Below are 18545 nucleotides of genomic sequence, written 5' to 3'. Positions count from 1 at the left end.
CGTTCGGCTCAGCTGTTCCCTAGGAGACGATTCAGTTCGCCTGGCTTTCCGGCCTTGGTCATGGCTTCTGCCTGGCTGATTGCTCCGGTTTCCACGAGATTGGCCAGGGCTCGCTCCAGGGTCTGCATGCCCAGTTCACCTCCGGTCTGAAGCTGGGAATAGAGCTGAGCCGTTTTGCCTTCACGGATCAGGTTTGCGATCGCCGGGGTGTTGATCAAGATCTCTTGAGCCATCACCCGTCCGAATTCGCCGGGCTGCGGCTTGTCGCGACGGCACAGGGTCTGGGAGAACACGGCCGTCAGACTTCCCGATAGCTGCACCCGGATTTGGGTCTGCTGGCCAGGTGGGAACACATCCACCATGCGATCGACGGTTTGGGCGGCTGAGCTTGTGTGCAGGGTGCCGAAGACCAGGTGACCGGTTTCGGCTGCAGTGATGGCGAGTTGAATTGTTTCTAGATCGCGCATCTCACCCACCAGAATCACGTCGGGGTCTTCGCGCAGCGCAGCCCGAAGGGCATTGGCAAAGCTGCGTGTGTCTTCATGCAACTGGCGCTGGTGCACCATGCTGCGGTCACTGCGGTACACGAATTCGATCGGATCCTCGATCGTGAGGATGTGCTCGCTGCGGGTGTGGTTGATGTGGTCGAGCAGTGCTGCCAGGGTCGTGGTTTTGCCGGATCCGGTCGGTCCCGTTACCAGCACAAGGCCACGGGGGCGGGCAGAGGTTTCCACCACCACTGGGGGCAGGTTGAGCGCCTCGATGCTGGGAATTGAACTGCCGAGCGCCCTGAGGCAGGCGGCATAGCTGCCTTTCTGGCGATAGACGTTCACGCGAAAGCGTGCCACGCCCTTGAGGCCGTAGGCACAGTCGAGCTCCCAGGTCTGTTCCAGCGTCTTGCGCTGGCTGTTGTTGAGCATTGAGAAGATCAGGCGGTTGCAGCTCTCCTCACTCAGCGGTGTGTCGGAGAGGGGGCGCAGTTCGCCGCTGAAACGGCCGTACGGTGGTTGGCCGCAGGCGAGATGCAGATCACTGCCTTCGGCTTTGACCAGTTGCTCCATCAGGTCTTCGATCATCAGATCCATGGCAGGCACCTCACTGACGAGGGGTCAGACAGTACGGACATTCCAGCCAGCCTTCCTGTAGTCCGCCACCACATCGTTCACAGGTGACGGTGCTGAGAGCTCTGGCCCGTCGCTCCGACTCCAGGCCTGAGTCGGTCAGGATCATTCGGCCCACTTCCTCCAAGGTGGTCTGACCCTGACGCACCAACTCGAGGCTGTAGCCCAGCAGGGTTTTCATGCCCGATTCCAGAGCCAGACGACGGAGCACATCGGTGGTGGCACCGTTAGCCACCGCGGTGGCCAACTGCTCGTTCATGCGCAGCACCTCGTACACACCGATCCGGCCTCGATAACCGCTGCCCTGACAGTGGGGACAGGGGTCGCCACTGTGGTCACGATTGCCATCGTGGTGGTGGGCTCGGTAGAAGCGCACACCTGTCTCATGGTGCGTCATGAGCCCGAATCGACCGAGTTCAGTGGCATCGGGTTGATAGCTCTCGCGGCAATGGCTACAGACACGCCGTAGCAGCCGTTGCGACACGATCCCGATTAGGGAGGCGCTGACCATGAAGGGTTCCACCCCCATCTCTCCAAGCCGCGCGATAGCGCTTGGGGCGTCGTTGCAGTGCAGGGTGGTGAGCACAAGGTGGCCAGTGAGGGCGGCTTCGATCGCTGTTTTGGCGGTCTCTAGGTCACGGGTTTCTCCCACGAGAAGTACGTCTGGGTCTTGTCGCATGAATGCCCGTAGGGCCGTGCTGAAGTCGAAGCCCTTTTCTCGGTTCACCTGGCACTGGGTGATGCCCGGGAGGGTGTATTCGATTGGATCCTCCACCGTCGAGATATTGATCCCGGGATCGTTGCGCTCCGCCAGCAGCGAGTAGAGAGTCGTCGATTTTCCTGATCCTGTGGGACCAGTCACCAGGATCATGCCGAATGGCTTCGAACCGAGGCTGCGCACCAGTTCGAGTGCCTCCGGGTTGCTGATCAGCTTGTCGAGGCCTAGTTGCGTGGATGAGCTGTCGAGGAGCCGCAGCACGATCTTTTCCCCGAAGCGGCTCGGCAGACTGCTGACGCGGAAATCAACGCTGCGTTTGCGAAAGCGGCGGCGGATTCGACCGTCTTGGGCTTGCCGTCGTTCGGCGATATCGAGGTCGGCCATGATCTTGAAGCGTGAGGTCACGGCTGGCACCAGGCGACTGGGCAGCGGTTCGCTGTAGCTCTGCAACACACCGTCCTGGCGGAAGCGCACCTGGAGGCCGATTTGTTGGGGTTCCACATGAATGTCGCTTGCCCCAAGTTGCAGGGCCTGAAGCAGGATGCGGTTCACCAGATTCACCACTGGTGAGGCGTTCGTGTCTCGGAAGGTCTGTTCGAGGTCTTCGTGTCTGGACCCCAGTTGGGCTGCTTCTTCGGGCTCTTCTTCCAGGACCCCGTCGCTGTTGAAGCCGGACAGGAGTGAATCGAGGTTGATGGGTGCCTCGCTCTCTTCCTGGCTTTCTGGGGTGTCATCCAGTGTTTCCTGGCCAGGATTCTGCGGCAGGTTGATCTCTGCTTCTGCTTGATTTGACTCCGCCAAAGCGGCAGTGGTCTGGTTGGTCTCCTGGCTCTGGAGGGCCATCAGGGCTGCGGCCAGGCGTGGATGCTTGTTGGGGACAAGTCCTTTGGCTTCAAGCCTTGTCAGCAGTTGCTGATGGCTCTCTTGATCCAGGCGTTCCGGGACCGGTTCCTGCAACAGCAGCTCCAGGACAAAACGCTGCTGGTCTCTCACGGTGGGGCTGCGGCGAGGGATCTGTTGCTGGAGGTGCGGGCTTCCGCCGCTTGTGGGAGGTGAGCCTGACCTATCAACATGTCTAGGTGTGAATCTGCAACTGGTCAGCATGAGTGGCGATCCCTCTTCATCAGCTCACGATCCCGCCGCTGATGCTGCAGCACCCGGTCCAGGTCCCGAGGCTGCGGCCGAGACTGTTGAGGCTCCGAGTGATGCAGCCAGCGCTCCCTCTCCGGATCCAACAGCAGCGGGTGGCAAAGACAATGAAGCGCGCTTGGAGCAGTTGGAGCGCGAACACAGCAGCTTGCGCGAAGAACACGAGACCCTGCGCACTCAATACATGCGCATCGCTGCTGATTTCGACAACTTCCGCAAGCGTCAGAGCCGAGATCAGGATGATCTCAAGGTGCAACTCACCTGCAGCACATTGAGCGAGATCCTGCCGGTCGTGGACAACTTCGAACGTGCCCGGCATCAGCTCAATCCCGAAGGTGAAGAGGCCCAGGCTTTACATCGCAGCTATCAGGGGCTCTACAAGCAGCTGGTGGATGTGTTGAAGCAACTTGGTGTTGCTCCGATGCGGGTTGTGGGTCAGGAGTTCGATCCCAGCCTGCATGAGGCTGTTCTGCGGGAACCGAGCGACCAGCACCATGAGGACGTGGTGATCGAAGAGCTGCAGCGGGGGTATCACCTCAATGGCCGTGTGCTCCGCCACGCCATGGTGAAGGTGTCGATGGGGCCCGGACCCCAAGCTGATGTCTCCTCCGCAACGGCGCCTCCTTCTCCCGCTGATGCTCAGGATTCTGGCCCTGCTATGGGGGGAGAACCCAACCAACAGGAGAGTTGAGCTCCCTGGGCTGGCCCTTAGGGTGATGAACGGGATGACGAGCTGATGGCCGATTACTACGACCTGCTCGGCGTCAGTCGTGACGCCGATGCCGACACGCTCAAGCGTGCCTATCGGCGGCTTGCTCGTCAGTATCACCCTGATATCAATAAGGATCCTGGAGCTGAGGATCGCTTCAAGGAGATCGGTAGGGCTTACGAGGTTCTCAGCGATCCACAGACCAAGGCCCGTTACGACCAGTTCGGTGAAGCCGGTCTTGGTGGAGCCGCAGGGATGCCCGATATGGGCGACATGGGCGGCTTTGCTGATCTCTTTGAGACCTTTTTCAGTGGGTTCGGGGGTGCTGCTGGAGGTGCTGGAGCTCGTCCGCGGCGGCGGGGCCCCCAGCAAGGCGATGACCTTCGCTACGACCTAACGATCGACTTCAATCAGGCCGTGTTCGGCCAAGAGAGGGAGATCCGCATTCCTCACCTGGAAACCTGCACCACGTGCAACGGCTCTGGGGCTAAGTCGGGAAGTGGTCCCACCACCTGCTCCACCTGCGGTGGTGTCGGTCAGGTGCGGCGCGCCACCCGCACTCCTTTCGGCAATTTCACCCAGGTGGCGGAATGTCCCACCTGTGGCGGCAGCGGTCAGGTCATCGCTGATCCTTGTTCAGCCTGTGGTGGCCAAGGGGTGATTCAGGTGCGCAAGAAACTGCGGATCAATATTCCCGCTGGTGTTGATACAGGCACGCGCTTGCGTGTTGCGGGCGAAGGCAATGCAGGACTCCGTGGTGGTCCTTCCGGTGATCTCTACGTCTTTCTCACGGTCAAAAGCCATCCCAGTTTGCGCAGGGATGGTCTCACCGTGCTCTCCGATGTGAAGGTGAGCTATCTCCAGGCCATTCTCGGAGACACGATTGAGGTGGAGACCGTTGACGGACCCACCAGTCTGGAGATTCCGGTCGGCACTCAGCCCAATGCGGTGCTCACCCTCGAGAACAAGGGCATCCCCAAGTTGGGTAACCCAGTGGCCAGAGGCAATCAAAGGGTCACAGTGTCTGTTCAGTTGCCCACTCGTCTCAATGAGGACGAGCGCACGCTGCTGGAACAGTTGGCCGGTCACCATTCAGCTCGAGGTGTGCAGCATCACCACCACAACAGCGGTCTATTCGCACGACTGTTTGGTCAAGGTTGACGTTGACTGGCTCCGATGTTGATCAGCAGCTCGATCTCCGCGGCACTCCGTGTCCGGTGAACTTCATTCGCTGTCGCCTCACGCTGGAGACCATGGCCCCTGGACAGCTTCTGGCGGTCAGCCTGGATCGGGGCGAGCCGGAGGCGATGGTGGTGCCCGGTTTGGAACAGGACGGCCATCAGGTTCAGCTGGATGGCGGCACTGACGACTGGGTGAGGCTGAAGGTGACCTGTGGGGGTGGTTGAGCAACGCCTCAGGGGTGTGGTGGTGGCGTTGCAGGCCAACTACCTCGAGGTGGAACTGGATCCGCCCGACGCCGCCACGCGACTGCTCTGCACCCGCCGCACTCGCCTTAATCATCGTGGCGCTGCCGTTCATGTTGGCGATCGTGTGTGGGTCGAGGCGATTGATCAGCAGCAGCGTCGTGCTGTGGTGGCGGATGTGGAACCTCGCTTCAGTTGGTTGAGCCGCCCTCCCGTTGCCAATGTCACCGCGGTGGTGGTTGCTTTCTCGGTGGAGCAACCAACGTTTGATCCCGATCAGGCCAGTCGGTTCTTGCTCACAGCTGAGCAAACGGGCCTGGTCGTTCAGGTGCTGCTGACCAAATGCGACCTCCTGCAGGAGAAGGCCTCACGGCAATTGGCGGATCGGCTTCAGGGCTGGGGGTATGCACCGTTGCTGCTGTCCTCTGAGACCGGTGAAGGCATGGAGTCTTTGCGCACGCTCCTCAAGGGTCAGGCCCTGTCGGTGTTGTGTGGTCCTTCCGGTGTGGGCAAAAGCTCTTTGCTCAACAGCCTGCTACCGCAGTTGTCGCTCAGAGTTGGGGCGGTCTCAGGTCGCCTGCAAAGAGGGCGGCACACGACGCGCCATGTTGAATTGCATGCGCTTGCTCCTGGAGCGAGAGTGGCCGATACACCGGGGTTTAATCGTCCCGAATTACCGGATGACATTCATAACCTTGAGGTGCTGTTCCCCGAATTGCGCAGTCAACTCGAGACCCATCCCTGTCGTTTCCGAGACTGTCTGCACCGGGATGAACCAGGCTGTGGGGTCAGTCGTGACTGGGAGCGTTACGGCATTTATCGGCGTTCCGTTGAGGAGTTAATGGGATTCAGCCGCCCATCCCGGGGAGGTTGAGGTTGAGGCCTCCGGTGAGTTCTTCCATCCGCTCTTTCATCGTGGCGGTGGAGTGCTCATAGGCCGACTGGAGGGCCGCGAGAGTGGCCGCTTCACAGGCACTCTGGCCCTCTGCCAGCAGGGACGGGTCCAGGCGCACTCTCAGGGGTTGCTGGTTGCCTGACAGCCAGATGCTTGCCCGGCCATCATCGCTGCTTCCTTCGATTTCCATTCCATCGAGTTCCTCCTGCAGCTTCTGGGCGTCTTGCTGGATCTGCTGAGCCTTGCGGAAAGCCTCAGTGAGTTGTCCGAAGTTGGGGAGTCCGAACCCTGCCATGGCGCCTAAGGGAGAACGGGCAGGTTAAGCGGTCAGTGCGTGATCGTTTGACTGAATCCGAGTCGTTTCACTTCTGGGTGAAGGGTGATGCCGTGGTTGTTTTCCACTTCTTTTTGCACCAGGGCAATCAGGCTGAGGATGTCTTTCGCACTCGCAGAACCGTTGTTAACGATGAAATTGGCGTGCACGGGTGACACCTCAGCGCCGCCAATGCGGTGGCCTTTCAGCCCTAAGGCTTCGATGAGCTGGCCGGCTTTAAGCGGTTCGGGATTGCGGAAGACGCTGCCACAACTAGGCCACTGATACGGCTGCGTTGTGGTGCGGTGGCTGAGGTTGCTGCTGGTGGCGCGGCTGAGTGCCTTGGGATCGTGGCCTGGCTCCAGCTGAAAGCGCGCTGAGATCACCATCAGGTCGCTGTCTTGGAGGCGACTATGGCGGTAGGAAAAGTCGAGCTCGGCATTGTTCAAGATGCGGATGGCAGCGTTCTCGTTGCCATTGGGCAAAGCATCGATCACCTCAACGGAAAGAAGTCTCTCGGCGGTGCAGCCTCCCTGAGCTCCGGCATTCATGACGGCAGCGCCCCCCACGGTGCCAGGGATACCCACAGCCCATTCCAGGCCATGAAGACCGGCACGGGCCGCGCGTCGGGCCAGGGTCGGGATCGGTTCACCGGCTAAAGCTTCCACCACACCGGTCTCTCCGTTGAGGTTCATGCCTTGAAGCTTGCGTAGGCAGATGGTGAGACCCGTCAGGCCGGCATCACTGATCAACAAATTGGAGCCTGCACCGATCACTCTCCAGGACAGTTGGTGCTGATGCGCCCAGCTGATCAATTCGATCAGCTGATCCTTGTGCGTTGGTTCCGCTAGCCATTCGGCGGGTCCACCCACTCGCCAGGTGGTGTAGTCAGCCAGGGAGACCTGGGAACGCAACAGTTCCGGGTCGTGATCAACCATCAGGCTGCTAGCGACGACGGCCGGGTGGCGTCAGCAGACGATTCGTCGGGGCAAAGACGGTTCCAGAGGCTGTTCACATCACCAGCCCCCATCGCCAGCACGAGATCCTCGGGTCGGCTGTGTTCTTGAACCAGGGCCGTGAGTTGGTCCATGGTGTCGGCTACCAAAACAGAGCGCTCTGGAATTAACTGCTGCAGCTTTTGACCCAGGGTGTGGCTGTTGATGCCTTCGATGGCTGATTCTCCGGCGGAATAGATCGGTGCTAGTACCACCGTGTCTGCACTGCTGAGGGCCTGAGCAAAGGCGTCGAGAAATTCTTGGGTGCGGCTGTAGCGATGGGGCTGAAACACCACCAGCAGCCGTTGCGGTGCCCGGGGCAGGGGGCTGCGACCGCTGCTCACCATCAACTGCGCCATTTCGAGAGTGGCTCGCACTTCACTGGGGTGATGGGCGTAGTCGTCAACCACCAGCCGTCCCTGCCAGCTCCCCCGGAAATCGAAGCGGCGTCCGGGCGGGCGCAGTTGGCTGAGACCCAGTTGCAGTTGTTCAAAGGGCAGGCCTTCCATGCGGCAGGCCGCAAGGGCAGCGGTGGCATTGCTGAGGTTGTGCAGGCCGGGCATGGGCAGCGTGATGCGACCGATGCGAGCACCACCTTCGTAGAAGTCCGCCTCGGTGCGGTCCCCTTCCAGTGCGACGGGAAGGGCGGCGTAATCCACACCTTCGGGGTTGCTCACAGACCACCAGTGCGTGGCCTGGAAATGCTCCCTGAGAATCGGGTCGTCATGGTTGGCCAGCAGCCGATCACAGCCGGCTCCGAACCGTTGCATGGTGGCGATCAGATCGTTGAGATCGGCGTAGTGATCCGTATGGTCCAGCTCGAGGTTGGTGATCACGCCCAGGTGAGCAGCGAACTTGACAAGCGAACCGTCGGATTCGTCGGCTTCTGCCACCAATAAGCGCCCTTCACCGGCGTGGCCATTGCTCCCGTAGCAGGGCACGACGCCGCCGATGACTGCCGTTGGGTCCTCTCCAGCGGCGGCCAGAAGCGTGGTGATCACCGTGCTCGTGGTTGTTTTGCCGTGGCTGCCGGCGACGGCAATCGACGTCTGTTCGGCAATCAGAGCCGCTAAAACATCGGAGCGATGAAGAATGGTGAGCCCGAGGGCTCGCGCTGCCATCAGCTCTGGGTTGTGATCGGGGATGGCGGTGCTGATGACGACATGGGGCTGAGGCCCATCTTCAGAAGTGACGGCCTTGATCGTTTCTGCGATCTGCTGCGGGAACACCCGGACTCCGAGCTCAGCCAGCTCCTGCACGATGGATGATTGCTTGGGCTCTGAACCGGAAACGCGTTGTCCGCGTTTGGCCAGAATCAGCGCAAGGGCTGACATGCCGATGCCGCCGATTCCGATGAAATGGATGGGTTGCTGGCGGCTGAGCAAACTGGACAAGGAGTTGAACCGTGGGTCCGAAAGATAGGTCAGGATCTGGCCGAAAGCTTGTCATCGACACGCTTGTCAGCAGTTGGTCCTGGAGGTTGATCTAGGGGAGGCCTGGCCGAGCGGTTGACGATGGTCTGTCGGGTGGAGTGGCACGCGGTCCCGAGAGAAAACACCAATTTCTGTATGATCGGCGGCCAAACCACCTAGCTGCGGATTTCCGCTTAAGTAATGACCCTGCGCGTTGCGATCAATGGATTCGGCCGAATCGGTCGCAATGTGATGCGGGGTTGGATCAGCCGTGGCGCTGACACCGGTATTGAAATTGTTGGCGTCAACGCCACGTCTGACCCCAAGACCAGTGCTCATCTGCTGACCTACGACTCCATTCTGGGCAAACTCGACCCCAGCGTGAAGATCGAAACCACTGATGATTCCATGATCATCAATGGCAAAGAAGTCAAGTTTTTCTCCGACCGCAATCCCCTCAACTGCCCCTGGAAAGAATGGGGTGTGGATCTGGTGATTGAGTCCACCGGTGTCTTCAACACCGATGAAAAAGCCAGCATGCACATCCAGGCTGGTGCCAAGAAGGTGATCCTCACCGCTCCTGGCAAAGGTCCGAAGGTGGGCACCTTCGTCGTCGGTGTGAATGAGGACCAGTACCGCCATGAGGATTGGGACATCCTCAGCAATGCCAGCTGCACTACCAATTGCCTGGCACCTTTGGTGAAAGTGATTGATCAGTCGATCGGTATCAACCGTGGTCTGATGACCACCATTCACAGCTACACCGGTGACCAGAGGATCCTGGACAACAATCACCGCGACCTGCGTCGGGCCCGAGCCGCAGCCGTGAATATGGTTCCCACCTCAACCGGTGCAGCTCAAGCTGTCGCTCTTGTGTATCCCGCTGTGAAGGGCAAGTTCACCGGTATTGCCATGCGCGTTCCCACCCCGAACGTGTCCGCGGTTGACCTGGTGTTCCAGTCCTCCCGCGCCTCGTCTGTTGATGAGATCAAGTCGATCATCAAGGCCGCGGCCGAAGGCCCGATGAGCAACGTGATCAAGTACGGCGATCTGCCTTTGGTCTCAACCGACTACGCCGGTACCGATCAGTCGACGATCTTCGATGCCGACCTGACCCTCTCCATGGGTGACGACTTCTTCAAGATCGTTTCCTGGTACGACAATGAGTGGGGCTATAGCCAGCGTGTTGTTGATCTGGCTGAAGTGGTTGCTCGCAATTGGAAGTGATCAGCTGATCGTCCGACTCTGTTTGGCTTGATCCCTCCCCTCGGGGAGGGATTTTTTGTGATCGCCTCCGAATCTCAGAGGCCTTGAAAGTGATCAAAACCACTGAGCCTCACTGGACGGCCACCCTCTTTCCACTGGATCACGTCAGGTTGGTCAGTGATCCAGCCCACCTGACTGCTTTCTGGACGTGCAGTCAGCCAGGCCTGCGCCCAAGCTTGGGGCAGGCTCAGCACTAGTTCGAAGTCCTCTCCTCCGCTCAGACACCATTCCCGCCAAGCGTCACCCTTGGGCCAACCTGAGGCATGTGGCAAGCGCTCTTGTTCGAGCACAGCACCGCAGCCACTGCTCTGGCAAAGGTTTTGCACTGCTGCCAGTAGCCCATCGCTGCTGTCTGTTCCCCCGGCTCTCCAGGGAAGGTCGTTCGGTTTGCACTCGAGCAGTTGGGCCAGCGCATCCAGGCGTGGTTCAGGCCGTTGATGCCGTGTGATGGCCATCGTCTTTAAGGCTTCCGGTAAGTCGGTCTGCATGGCCATTGCTTCCCTTTGAAGCAGGCCTAGCCCCAACCGGCTCAGCCCATGGGCACCACTCACCACGATCCAATCTCCGGCTCGGGCTTGATTGCGATGCAGACGCAGTGGTCCCAGGGTTCCCAGAGCCGTAATGGACAGGATTCGTTCGCTGCCCCTGGTGCAGTCTCCTCCCAGCAGCTGCCCACCGCTGGACTGCAGCATCGCTTCGATGCCGCTGTAGACCCCCTCCACCCAGCTCCATGGGGTTTGTGGTGGTGCGACCAGCCCAACGGTGACCCCAAGCACGGTGTCCACGCCACTGGAGGCCAGATCGGAGAGATTGGCGGCTGTGGCCCGCCATCCCACGTCGGCCGCGGTTGTGGTGGCATCGCTGAAATGGACGTTCTCGACCAACACGTCTGTGTTGATCAGGAGGTCGGCGGCGGGATTCTTGAGTTGGGCCGTGTCGTCATCGAGCTGACCGGGCGGCGCAAACTTGGCCAGCCGCCGCAGCAGCTCCGCTTCTCCTAGTGACTGCAGCGTCTCAGCCAAGGTTGAGACCTCAGGCGTGCGGCTGGAGTCGATCTGCCCCGTCGATCACCTTGATGCTCACGACGCGGTCATCGACTCCCAGTTCTTCGAGCACATCAAAACCGTCCACCACATAGCCGAAGGCGGCATTGCGACCATCCACCAGATTCAGGCCTGCTGGGGTGAGTTCCGCTTCATAGAGAAACATGAAGAACTGGGAGGAACCGTCGCCAAGAGATTGATCGGAATGGGCCCATCCCAGGGTGCCGAGGGTGGCAAAGGGCAGAGTTGGTGTGGCTTTGTACAGCCCCACATCTTCGAAGGTTTCGTTGTAAAGGGTCTCGGCTTCACCAGGTACACGGATCTCGAGGGGTACGTGGCGCTCCTGCTTGGTTTTTGGGTCGATGTAACCGATCTCGGGACCCTTCGGATCACCGGTTTGAAGGATGTAGAAATCCTCTGCACGGATGAAAGGAAGGCCGTCGTAGAAGCCTTTCAGGCTGAGGTCGATGAAGGCGCCTGCGGTGAGTGGAGCGTTGTAACCGTCTACCACCGCGGTCAGTTCGCCTTGGCTCGTGGTGATGCTCACGGTGGCGCGACCCTTCAGACGAGGCAGCGCAGCGAACTCGGCCGGGATGGCTGGAATCGTCTCATCGGTGAGCAGAGCTTCCAGATCTCCAACTGTGGCGAGGGTCTCCCTTCGCACTTGAATCAACCCGGTTTTGTTCTGCTGGTCGACTTCGGTCTGCATGGCGGTGATGCCTTCATCGACTGCGTCGAGTAGTCCCTCAGCGATGGTTTGATCGTCGCTTGCCATCGACGCGAGGATGCTGTCCCGGCGGGTGGACAGGAAGGCTTGGCTCTTGGTCAGTGAACGGCTGAGTGCGCTCCAACGTTTGGCCCGCAGGTCATTGCTAGTGCCTTCAAGCCGATGCTGGAGATCGCGCAAATCGGGCTGTTCGAAGGGAAGAGCATCACGCAGGATCGCGGCAGGGTCCTTGACCGCATTGCCCTGCGGTAGGCCTGCATGGGCCGGCTCAGCAACGAGAAGACCAAGGGATGTGATGAAGGCGGCCAGCAGTGCGGCAAGACGCTGATGGGCCATGGGGAAGCCAGGTGCTGCCTGGACTTTGGCACAGCCGTATGATCCCCTGAACCGTCCAGCCGGAATGATCTCCAGCAACGACTTTCGCACCGGTACCACCATCGAGCTTGATGGTGCCGTTTGGCGGGTTGTCGAGTTCCTTCATGTCAAGCCTGGCAAGGGTTCCGCCTTCGTGCGCACCAAGCTCAAGGCTGTCCAGAGCGGCAACGTGGTTGAGAAGACCTTTCGCGCTGGGGAGATGCTGCCTCAGGCGATTCTTGAAAAGGCCACCCTTCAGCACACCTACATGGAAGGTGAGGACTATGTCTTTATGGACATGTCCTCTTATGAGGAGACTCGGCTCACCGCAAAGCAGATCGGTGATAGCCGCAAATATCTCAAGGAAGGAATGGAGGTCAGCGTTGTGTCGTGGAATGAGAAGCCGCTGGAGGTGGAACTGCCCAACTCCGTGGTGCTTGAGATCACCGAAACTGATCCCGGTGTGAAGGGCGACACAGCCACCGGTGGCACGAAACCTGCGATTCTTGAGACCGGCGCCCAGGTGATGGTGCCTCTCTTTCTCTCCATTGGCGAGAAAATCAAGGTTGATACTCGCAATGATTCCTATCTGGGCCGGGAGAACGGATGACCATGCAGCTTGATCACGACCAGCTTCATCGCTTGCTGGAGGTCCTCTCAGACAGCGATATCCAGGAATTCCGTCTTGAAGGAGACGACTTCCGTCTTGAGGTAAGGCGCAATTTGCCCGCTGTGGCAGTGTCTGCCGCTCCTGTGGCCGCAGTAGCTGCGGCTCCAGCAGCTCCGATGGAGGTTGCTCATGAGTCGTCGGCACCAAGCACACCGCCACCACCGGTGCCTGCCTCCCGCTCTGATTTGGTGGATGTCACCGCTCCGATGGTTGGAACTTTTTATCGAGCTCCTGCTCCGGGTGAACCCTCGTTTGTCGAGGTGGGCAGTCGCATCGGTGTGGGTCAGACGGTGTGCATTCTTGAGGCGATGAAGCTCATGAATGAGTTGGAAGCGGAGACCTCCGGCGAAGTGGTGGAGATTCTTGTGGACAATGGCACTCCGGTGGAATTCGGCCAGGTGCTGATGAGGGTCAAGCCTGGCTGAGTTCCCAGGCGGCTTGAATTGCTGCAAGCATGCTTGCCGGGCGGGCCACACCCATCCCGGCGATATCAAATCCTGTGCCGTGATCTGGTGAGGTGCGAAGGAAAGGCAGTCCGAGGCTGGTATTCACGGCTTGATCGAAGGCCAGCAGCTTCACTGGGATCAGCCCCTGATCGTGATAGAGCGCTAGGTATCCATCAGGACTGGTGTCGTCTGCGCCCCTTCCCCAGGCTTGAGCTGCGCTCAGCCAACAGGTGTCTGGCGGGAGCGGGCCGATGAGCATCACATCGGGGTTGGCGGAGGCCCACTGCTGCATCACATGTTTGAGCCAGCTGGTTTCTTCCTGGCCCAGTTGACCGTTCTCTCCGGCATGGGGATTGAGCCCGGCCACGTGCAGCTTTGGTCGTTGCTGGAAACGCCGACAGAAGTCCGCCAGGGTGTTGAGTTTGTTGTGAACTCGTTCTGGAGTCAGCGCTCTGGGTACCTCTGCCAGTGGGATGTGCGTTGTGGCCAGCAGGGTGTTGAGTCGCCAGCCGGTATGGGGAGAGACTGCGGTGAAGAGCATCGAGGCCTCAGCCCAGCCCCCTAGTTCTGCCAGACGTTCGGTCTGGCCGGGATAGGAATGACCTGCAGCGTGCCAGATGTGTTTGGCGATCGGCGCGGTGACCAGAGCGCGGGCCCTGCCCTCGAGTGCATGGCTGGCGGCACGTGTCAGCCACTGGAAGCTGGCGGCACCTCCTGCAGGGCTGGGCTCTCCTGGCTTGACAGGCTCTGCAAGGGGCATGTCGTCGATCTCGAGTCGATCGGGGTTGGCAAGGGGGATTGCTCCCCGCCGGCTTAGCTGCTCATAGGTGATCTCAAGACTGCGCCTGCAGCCCACCAGGAGGGGAGACATCTCGCTGGGACAGGCGCTTTCGGCTAAGGCTTTGAGGGTGACTTCCATGCCGATACCGGCTGGATCGCCGAGAGCAATCACCAAGCGCTGATTAGCGTCAGTGGGTTCAAGGGACATGACGATGCTGCGCTGGTTGCTTCTGGGGCTGCTGATCTACGGACTGGGTACTGCGTTCAAGAACGGCTGGTTGGAGGTGCAGTGGCAGCAGTTGTTCGAAGATGCGGGTCTTGGGTTTGATGACTCTGAGCAGCCGCTGCGTCTGCATGAGCATCCGATCCTCAAGCCGCCCCCGGCTCCGACCCGCGAGCCCTGAATCCTTCTTGCTCCCAGCAGTCACGCATACCACTGCGGAAATCGGGGTGAACGAGTCGGTAGCCAAGCTCCTGGCAGAGCAGCTGGTTGCTCACCCGTCGATTTTCTGCCCAGAAGGAACGCGCCATGGGGCTCATGGACCCTTCCACAGCGTTGTAGGAGCGGCAGGCAGGGAGAGTGATCCCCAGCAGCTCGGCGGCATAGCTCTGCATCTCCGCACTCGGGGCCGGTCGGTCATCGCACACATTCACGATCGCCGGCCTCTGGCCGTTTGAGGCTCGATCGATCAGATGCAGACACGCTCCCGCAATGTCATCCACATGGATGCGGGAGAACACCTGCCCTGGTTTCTCCACTGGCTTGATCTCCCCGCGGAGAATGGCCTGCAGCGGAGAGCGCCCGGGGCCATAGATCCCTGGCAAACGCATGATTTGAACGGGAAGATCGGTCTGCATCCAGGCCTCTTCACAGGCAAGTCTGCGCTTGCTGCGTTCCTGGCTGGGGTTGGGGGCGTCTGTTTCGCTCACCCAATGTCCCTGGCGGTCGCCATAGACCCCTGTCGTTGAGAGGTAGCCCACCCATTGCAGCGGCATCGAGCTGAGCCGATCGCCAAGGCAGCGCAGCACGGGATCTTGCCCATCGCGTTCTGGAGCGATGGTGCTGATCAGATGGGTCACTCCCTTGAGCTGTTCTGGAGTGGGAATGCGACCCAGCTGGCTGTCAAAGCACAGGTCTGCGTCTGAGCCGTTGTCATCGACTAGACGACGGGTGGTGAGAACACGGGCGCCGCTCTGGCGTGCGAGGGAGGCGATTCGCTTCCCGCTGAAGCCTGCACCAAGAACCAGCAGGGTGGCGTTGGCCGGCCAAGGACGGGAACGGTTGACAGTTTCGCTCGCCATCAGTACAAGTGTATTAGTTCACGATTCGGCCATGACTGGCGCATCTCTTTCTTTGGTCTCACCGACTGCCTCTATGGTGCCCCGGCGCCCATCTGCGCGCTTGGCTTTGCCCCATTGCGCCGGTGCTTTGATGGCCGCGGCTCTTTTGACTGGCGCCTTTGTGTTGGCTCCCGAGCAGCCTCAACAGCAGGCCTCCATCTGTGAACGGCATCATTCAGTGTCGGCCTGTCGCGTTTGGTGAGCTGTTGAGTTCAGGCTGCCTGCAGATTCCAGTCGCCCGTTAGAGGGTCATCGCCTTGTTGCTTGGGCTGGTGCTGATGGGGCGACGCGGTGTTGTTGAGTTCCGGTTGGGCCCATTGCAGCAAGCGCATCGCTAGGCGTAGATCTCCATCCATCCAGGCGCGAATCGCCATCGCCCGACGTGGGTCATAAAAGCGCTGACGCCGATACCAGTCGAAAACATCCGCATCAGACTTGTGCCCATTGCATGAGAGGCAAGCCGGAACACAGTTTTCGGTAACGCTCAGGCCGCCGCGACATTGGGGAACAATGTGATCAATTGATTCAGAGGGTTTGCCACAATAAATACAACTTTTACCTGTATAAGTGTGAAGGGATTGACGCCATCGTCGAACGCGCAATTTGGGGCAGAGTTCATCGAGGAAAACCGCGTCCCTGTTGTGCATCCGAGTATCTCGGTTAGAGCTAGTTTGCCCCGTTTTGCTCGGCCGTCAATGTGTCGAAGAATGCATTTTTGCAAGTTCCAGGTGTTTGTTGATCAAGAAAGTTTTTGATGCCTTGTCTGCTCTGCGCAGGCCTCTAAGATCTTCTTCGCTGGTCCTGTGGCTACGGCGTCCTCCAGCTCCCGCTGTTATCTCGGCCTCTCCCCTTCAGGACTGGTGCAGGTGATGCATCCCTTTGATGCGGTGACCCATGCCCAGATTGGTCGGGTTCGCCCTCGTGGCATCTGGAGAGGAGTCAAGAAAGGCTGGGAGTTTCCCCTGGCTGCGGCGCAGTCGCTTCAAGAGCAGTTGGGATCCCGTTTCCCCACCCGCGACGATCTCGCACGTTGGATCCATTGGCATCGTCATCCGCTGCCACCGCTGCCGGACCATCGGCAGCTTGTGGAGTTGGCCGACTTGAAGAAGGTGCTCCCTGACGGTCGCCAGCCGTTGCCTCACCAGCGTTCGGGAGCGCGATGGCTGTTGGCTCGTCGTGGTGCTGTTCTGGCCGATGAGATGGGTCTCGGCAAAACACTCACGGCTTTGCTGGCTGCCAGGGCCCTGATGCGGGCAATGTCGTTGCGGTTGATGGTGGTGGCACCGGTCGGACTCCACGGTCATTGGCGTCGGGAAGCGGAGGCTCTCGATCTGAGGATCACCCTGCTCAGCTGGGCTCGGCTGCCTCAAGACCTGCCTGCTGCCGGCACCTTGCTGGTGGTGGATGAGGCCCACTACGGCCAGTCGATGCTGGCCCAGCGCACCCAGGCACTCCTACGTCTTGCCCGCCATCCGCGGCTGAGGGCGATCTGGTTGCTGACAGGCACACCGATGAAGAACGGGCGGCCTGATCAGTTCTATCCCCTGCTCGCTGCGATCGATCATCCGATTGCTCGCGATCAACGCGCTTTTGAGGAGACGTTTTGTCAGGGGCATTGGCGCGATGAGGGCAACAGCCGGCGCTGGCAAGCCAAAGGCGCCAGTCAATTGGAGGAACTCCGTCGGCTTACCAAGCCGCTTGTTCTGCACCGTCGCAAACAGCAGGTCTTAGGCCTGCCCCCCAAGCAGCGTTGTTTTCATCCCATTGCCATCGCTGATGCGGAATCCCTCGGTTTGGATCATCGAGTGTCTCAGGTGATCGATGACTACCGCCGTCGCGTTCGCGAGGGACAGGTGCGCTCTGATGCTGAGGCCTTTGCGGTGCTCACAGCCCTGCGGCGGATCGGAGCGGAGTTCAAGTTGCCCTTTGCAGAGCGCCTTGTTCAGGAGCTGCGCCGACAACAGCAGTCTGTGGTGCTGTTCAGTGGCTTCGTTGATCCGTTGCAGTTATTGCAGCAGCGGATCGGGGGGGAGTTGCTCACCGGGCGACTCAAGCCTGTGGAGCGTCAGGCGGTGGTGGATCGGTTCCAGTCTGGAGAGAGTGATCTTTTGCTTGCGACCTATGGGGCCGGAGGGCTTGGTTTTACCCTCCACCGGGCTCGCCACGTGTTGCTGTTGGAGCGGCCTTGGACTCCCGGCGATGTGGATCAGGCGGAGGATCGCTGTCACCGCTTGGGAATGGATGGTGGGCTGACCAGTCACTGGCTGCAGCTGGGAGTTGCTGATCAGTTGGTGGATGGGCTTGTGGCCAGCAAGGCCAAGCAGATCGAGGTGCTGCTTGGCACGCGCCGCTTGAGGCTGGATCGTCAGCCCTTGCCTGCCATGTTCTTGCGCTGTTTGCAGGACGCCTGACGCACTTTCAGTTCATGACTGATCATCGGGTCGGCTGCTTTTCCCTGGTCCTTCACCAGTGTGAGGGCTCGATTCACATCCAGGCATGCCTCATCGATTTGGCCCAGAAGGGTATGCAGCAATGAGCGATCCGTGAGCGGGGCTGGATCGCTGCGGTGGGCTTTCACCACTTGATTGCAACGATTGAGTGCCTGATTCAGTTGACTGAGGTCAAGTTCCTGCAGACAGGCTTGAGGCGTCAATTCCAACTCGCTGAGGCCGGAGGTCGGTGCCGAGCGGCTGCGGCAGCCCACTCCGGTGAGAAGCAGGCTGGTGAGTAGCGCTGCGCCCAGTGCTCGCTTGGCTTTAGTAGCTGTAACGCTGGTCACCGTAAGAAGAGGCAGAAGAGGAGGACTGGCTACTGTCGCCGCCTAGAGGGCGGTTTTCGGGAAGAGAGGCGTTGCTTTTCCGGGGTCCGAACAAATCGCCGAGGTAGCGACCGCAGTCGGGGTACGTGCCTGGGTCATTCACGACCGCTTCGGTGATCATGACCGCCGCATGTTCGGGCGACGTTTTGAACATCCCACTTTTCTGCCGCTTGATCAGGGCGTAAGAGGCATCCCAGCTCACGTTGTGATCGTTGCCGTTGCTGCGCATGAAGCAATACACCTGAGCCCCTTTGTTCGGGGAGATGTTGGCTGCCTGGGCATTTCCAGGCAGCAGGCTGCTGAGGCAAAGACCCGCCAAGGACAGGGTGAGAACGGAGCATGCACGGTTCCTGGCCATGGCTGG

At 60.0% G+C, this 18545-nt stretch carries 21 protein-coding genes; 9 read left to right on the top strand and 12 right to left on the bottom strand.

Annotated features, from left to right (window positions below):
- Positions 1-8 precede the first annotated feature (8 nt).
- A complete protein-coding gene (locus DXY10_RS10185; RefSeq protein ID WP_115019178.1) occupies positions 9-1085 on the bottom strand; it encodes a type IV pilus twitching motility protein PilT in 1077 nt (358 codons plus the stop codon).
- A 10-nt stretch (positions 1086-1095) separates the two neighbouring features.
- Entirely contained in the window at positions 1096-2943 is a 1848-nt protein-coding gene (locus DXY10_RS10180; protein ID WP_115019012.1) for a GspE/PulE family protein, read from the bottom strand.
- On the opposite strand from DXY10_RS10180, the gene grpE reads away from it, so the two are divergent.
- The 4 genes from grpE to rsgA are packed head-to-tail and all read left to right on the top strand — an operon-like array spanning position 2942 to position 5995.
- Positions 2942-3679 carry a nucleotide exchange factor GrpE gene (gene grpE / locus DXY10_RS10175; protein WP_115019011.1) on the top strand — a complete coding sequence of 246 codons (738 nt, stop codon included), beginning with the start codon at positions 2942-2944 and terminating at the stop codon, positions 3677-3679. The genes DXY10_RS10180 and grpE overlap by 2 nt on opposite strands.
- Before the next feature lie 45 nt (positions 3680-3724).
- Positions 3725-4858, top strand: coding sequence for a molecular chaperone DnaJ (dnaJ, locus tag DXY10_RS10170; protein ID WP_115019009.1), 1134 nt, complete (start codon positions 3725-3727; stop codon positions 4856-4858).
- Positions 4859-4860: 2 nt separating this feature from the next.
- A complete protein-coding gene (locus DXY10_RS10165) occupies positions 4861-5103 on the top strand; it encodes a sulfurtransferase TusA family protein (protein WP_115019007.1) in 243 nt (80 codons plus the stop codon).
- Positions 5096-5995: a ribosome small subunit-dependent GTPase A gene (gene rsgA / locus DXY10_RS10160; RefSeq protein WP_115019177.1), complete on the top strand. Its 900-nt coding sequence runs from the start codon at positions 5096-5098 to the stop codon at positions 5993-5995. Before DXY10_RS10165 ends, rsgA begins: the two co-directional genes overlap by 8 nt.
- Here rsgA and DXY10_RS10155 read toward each other — a convergent pair.
- From DXY10_RS10155 to murC, 3 genes are read right to left on the bottom strand one after another with little or no spacing between them, the layout of a single operon-like run.
- The gene (locus tag DXY10_RS10155; protein ID WP_115019006.1) at positions 5970-6311 is read right to left on the bottom strand and encodes a YbaB/EbfC family nucleoid-associated protein; all 342 of its coding nucleotides are present in this window, start codon (positions 6309-6311) and stop codon (positions 5970-5972) included. The two genes, rsgA and DXY10_RS10155, sit on opposite strands and share 26 nt — an antisense overlap.
- Before the next feature lie 32 nt (positions 6312-6343).
- The gene (gene murB, locus DXY10_RS10150) at positions 6344-7267 is read right to left on the bottom strand and encodes a UDP-N-acetylmuramate dehydrogenase (RefSeq protein WP_115019004.1); all 924 of its coding nucleotides are present in this window, start codon (positions 7265-7267) and stop codon (positions 6344-6346) included.
- Positions 7267-8718 (bottom strand): UDP-N-acetylmuramate--L-alanine ligase, encoded by a 1452-nt coding sequence (murC, locus tag DXY10_RS10145; protein WP_115019002.1) that lies wholly within the window; start codon positions 8716-8718, stop codon positions 7267-7269. The genes murB and murC overlap by 1 nt, the downstream gene beginning before the upstream one ends.
- Positions 8719-8937: 219 nt before the next feature.
- On the opposite strand from murC, the gene gap reads away from it, so the two are divergent.
- Positions 8938-9963 carry a type I glyceraldehyde-3-phosphate dehydrogenase gene (gene gap, locus DXY10_RS10140; protein ID WP_115019001.1) on the top strand — a complete coding sequence of 342 codons (1026 nt, stop codon included), beginning with the start codon at positions 8938-8940 and terminating at the stop codon, positions 9961-9963.
- Positions 9964-10037: 74 nt separating this feature from the next.
- On the opposite strand, the gene thiL is transcribed toward gap, so the two are convergent.
- Both thiL and DXY10_RS10130 read right to left on the bottom strand, forming a co-directional pair.
- Positions 10038-11024, bottom strand: a complete 987-nt coding sequence (gene thiL / locus DXY10_RS10135; protein WP_115018999.1) for a thiamine-phosphate kinase — start codon at positions 11022-11024, stop codon at positions 10038-10040.
- A gap of 10 nt (positions 11025-11034) precedes the next feature.
- The gene (locus DXY10_RS10130) at positions 11035-12108 is read right to left on the bottom strand and encodes a peptidylprolyl isomerase (protein WP_115018998.1); all 1074 of its coding nucleotides are present in this window, start codon (positions 12106-12108) and stop codon (positions 11035-11037) included.
- A 64-nt stretch (positions 12109-12172) separates the two neighbouring features.
- On the opposite strand from DXY10_RS10130, the gene efp reads away from it, so the two are divergent.
- Both efp and accB read left to right on the top strand, forming a co-directional pair.
- Positions 12173-12736, top strand: a complete 564-nt coding sequence (efp, locus tag DXY10_RS10125; protein ID WP_115019175.1) for an elongation factor P — start codon at positions 12173-12175, stop codon at positions 12734-12736.
- Positions 12733-13221 carry an acetyl-CoA carboxylase biotin carboxyl carrier protein gene (gene accB / locus DXY10_RS10120; RefSeq protein WP_170955794.1) on the top strand — a complete coding sequence of 163 codons (489 nt, stop codon included), beginning with the start codon at positions 12733-12735 and terminating at the stop codon, positions 13219-13221. The genes efp and accB overlap by 4 nt, the downstream gene beginning before the upstream one ends.
- On the opposite strand, the gene pdxA is transcribed toward accB, so the two are convergent.
- Positions 13208-14230 (bottom strand): 4-hydroxythreonine-4-phosphate dehydrogenase PdxA, encoded by a 1023-nt coding sequence (pdxA, locus tag DXY10_RS10115; protein ID WP_115018996.1) that lies wholly within the window; start codon positions 14228-14230, stop codon positions 13208-13210. The two genes, accB and pdxA, sit on opposite strands and share 14 nt — an antisense overlap.
- Here pdxA and DXY10_RS10110 point away from each other — a divergent pair.
- Positions 14229-14426 (top strand): 4-hydroxythreonine-4-phosphate dehydrogenase, encoded by a 198-nt coding sequence (locus DXY10_RS10110; protein WP_115018994.1) that lies wholly within the window; start codon positions 14229-14231, stop codon positions 14424-14426. The two genes, pdxA and DXY10_RS10110, sit on opposite strands and share 2 nt — an antisense overlap.
- On the opposite strand, the gene DXY10_RS10105 is transcribed toward DXY10_RS10110, so the two are convergent.
- Both DXY10_RS10105 and DXY10_RS10095 read right to left on the bottom strand, forming a co-directional pair.
- Complete coding sequence (locus DXY10_RS10105) at positions 14392-15324, bottom strand: SDR family oxidoreductase (RefSeq protein ID WP_115018993.1); 933 nt, start codon at positions 15322-15324, stop codon at positions 14392-14394. The two genes, DXY10_RS10110 and DXY10_RS10105, sit on opposite strands and share 35 nt — an antisense overlap.
- A 251-nt stretch (positions 15325-15575) precedes the next feature.
- Positions 15576-16010 (bottom strand): HNH endonuclease, encoded by a 435-nt coding sequence (locus tag DXY10_RS10095; protein WP_244282215.1) that lies wholly within the window; start codon positions 16008-16010, stop codon positions 15576-15578.
- Positions 16011-16232: 222 nt separating this feature from the next.
- Here DXY10_RS10095 and DXY10_RS10090 point away from each other — a divergent pair, with 222 nt between their 5' ends.
- On the top strand, positions 16233-17774 hold the full coding sequence (locus DXY10_RS10090; RefSeq protein ID WP_170955802.1) for a DEAD/DEAH box helicase: 1542 nt from the start codon (positions 16233-16235) through the stop codon (positions 17772-17774).
- Here the strand turns inward: DXY10_RS10090 and DXY10_RS10085 are convergent.
- Both DXY10_RS10085 and DXY10_RS10080 read right to left on the bottom strand, forming a co-directional pair.
- The gene (locus DXY10_RS10085; protein WP_244282213.1) at positions 17729-18142 is read right to left on the bottom strand and encodes a hypothetical protein; all 414 of its coding nucleotides are present in this window, start codon (positions 18140-18142) and stop codon (positions 17729-17731) included. The two genes, DXY10_RS10090 and DXY10_RS10085, sit on opposite strands and share 46 nt — an antisense overlap.
- Entirely contained in the window at positions 18120-18539 is a 420-nt protein-coding gene (locus tag DXY10_RS10080; protein WP_115018991.1) for a DUF6554 family protein, read from the bottom strand. The genes DXY10_RS10085 and DXY10_RS10080 overlap by 23 nt, the downstream gene beginning before the upstream one ends.
- Positions 18540-18545: the final 6 nt, after the last annotated feature.

It is taken from the genome of Synechococcus sp. UW140, assembly GCF_900474295.1.
Classification (GTDB): domain Bacteria; phylum Cyanobacteriota; class Cyanobacteriia; order PCC-6307; family Cyanobiaceae; genus Synechococcus_C.
The sequence above is the reverse complement of the archived record's forward strand: the minus strand, read 5'-3'. Positions and strand labels throughout refer to the sequence as shown.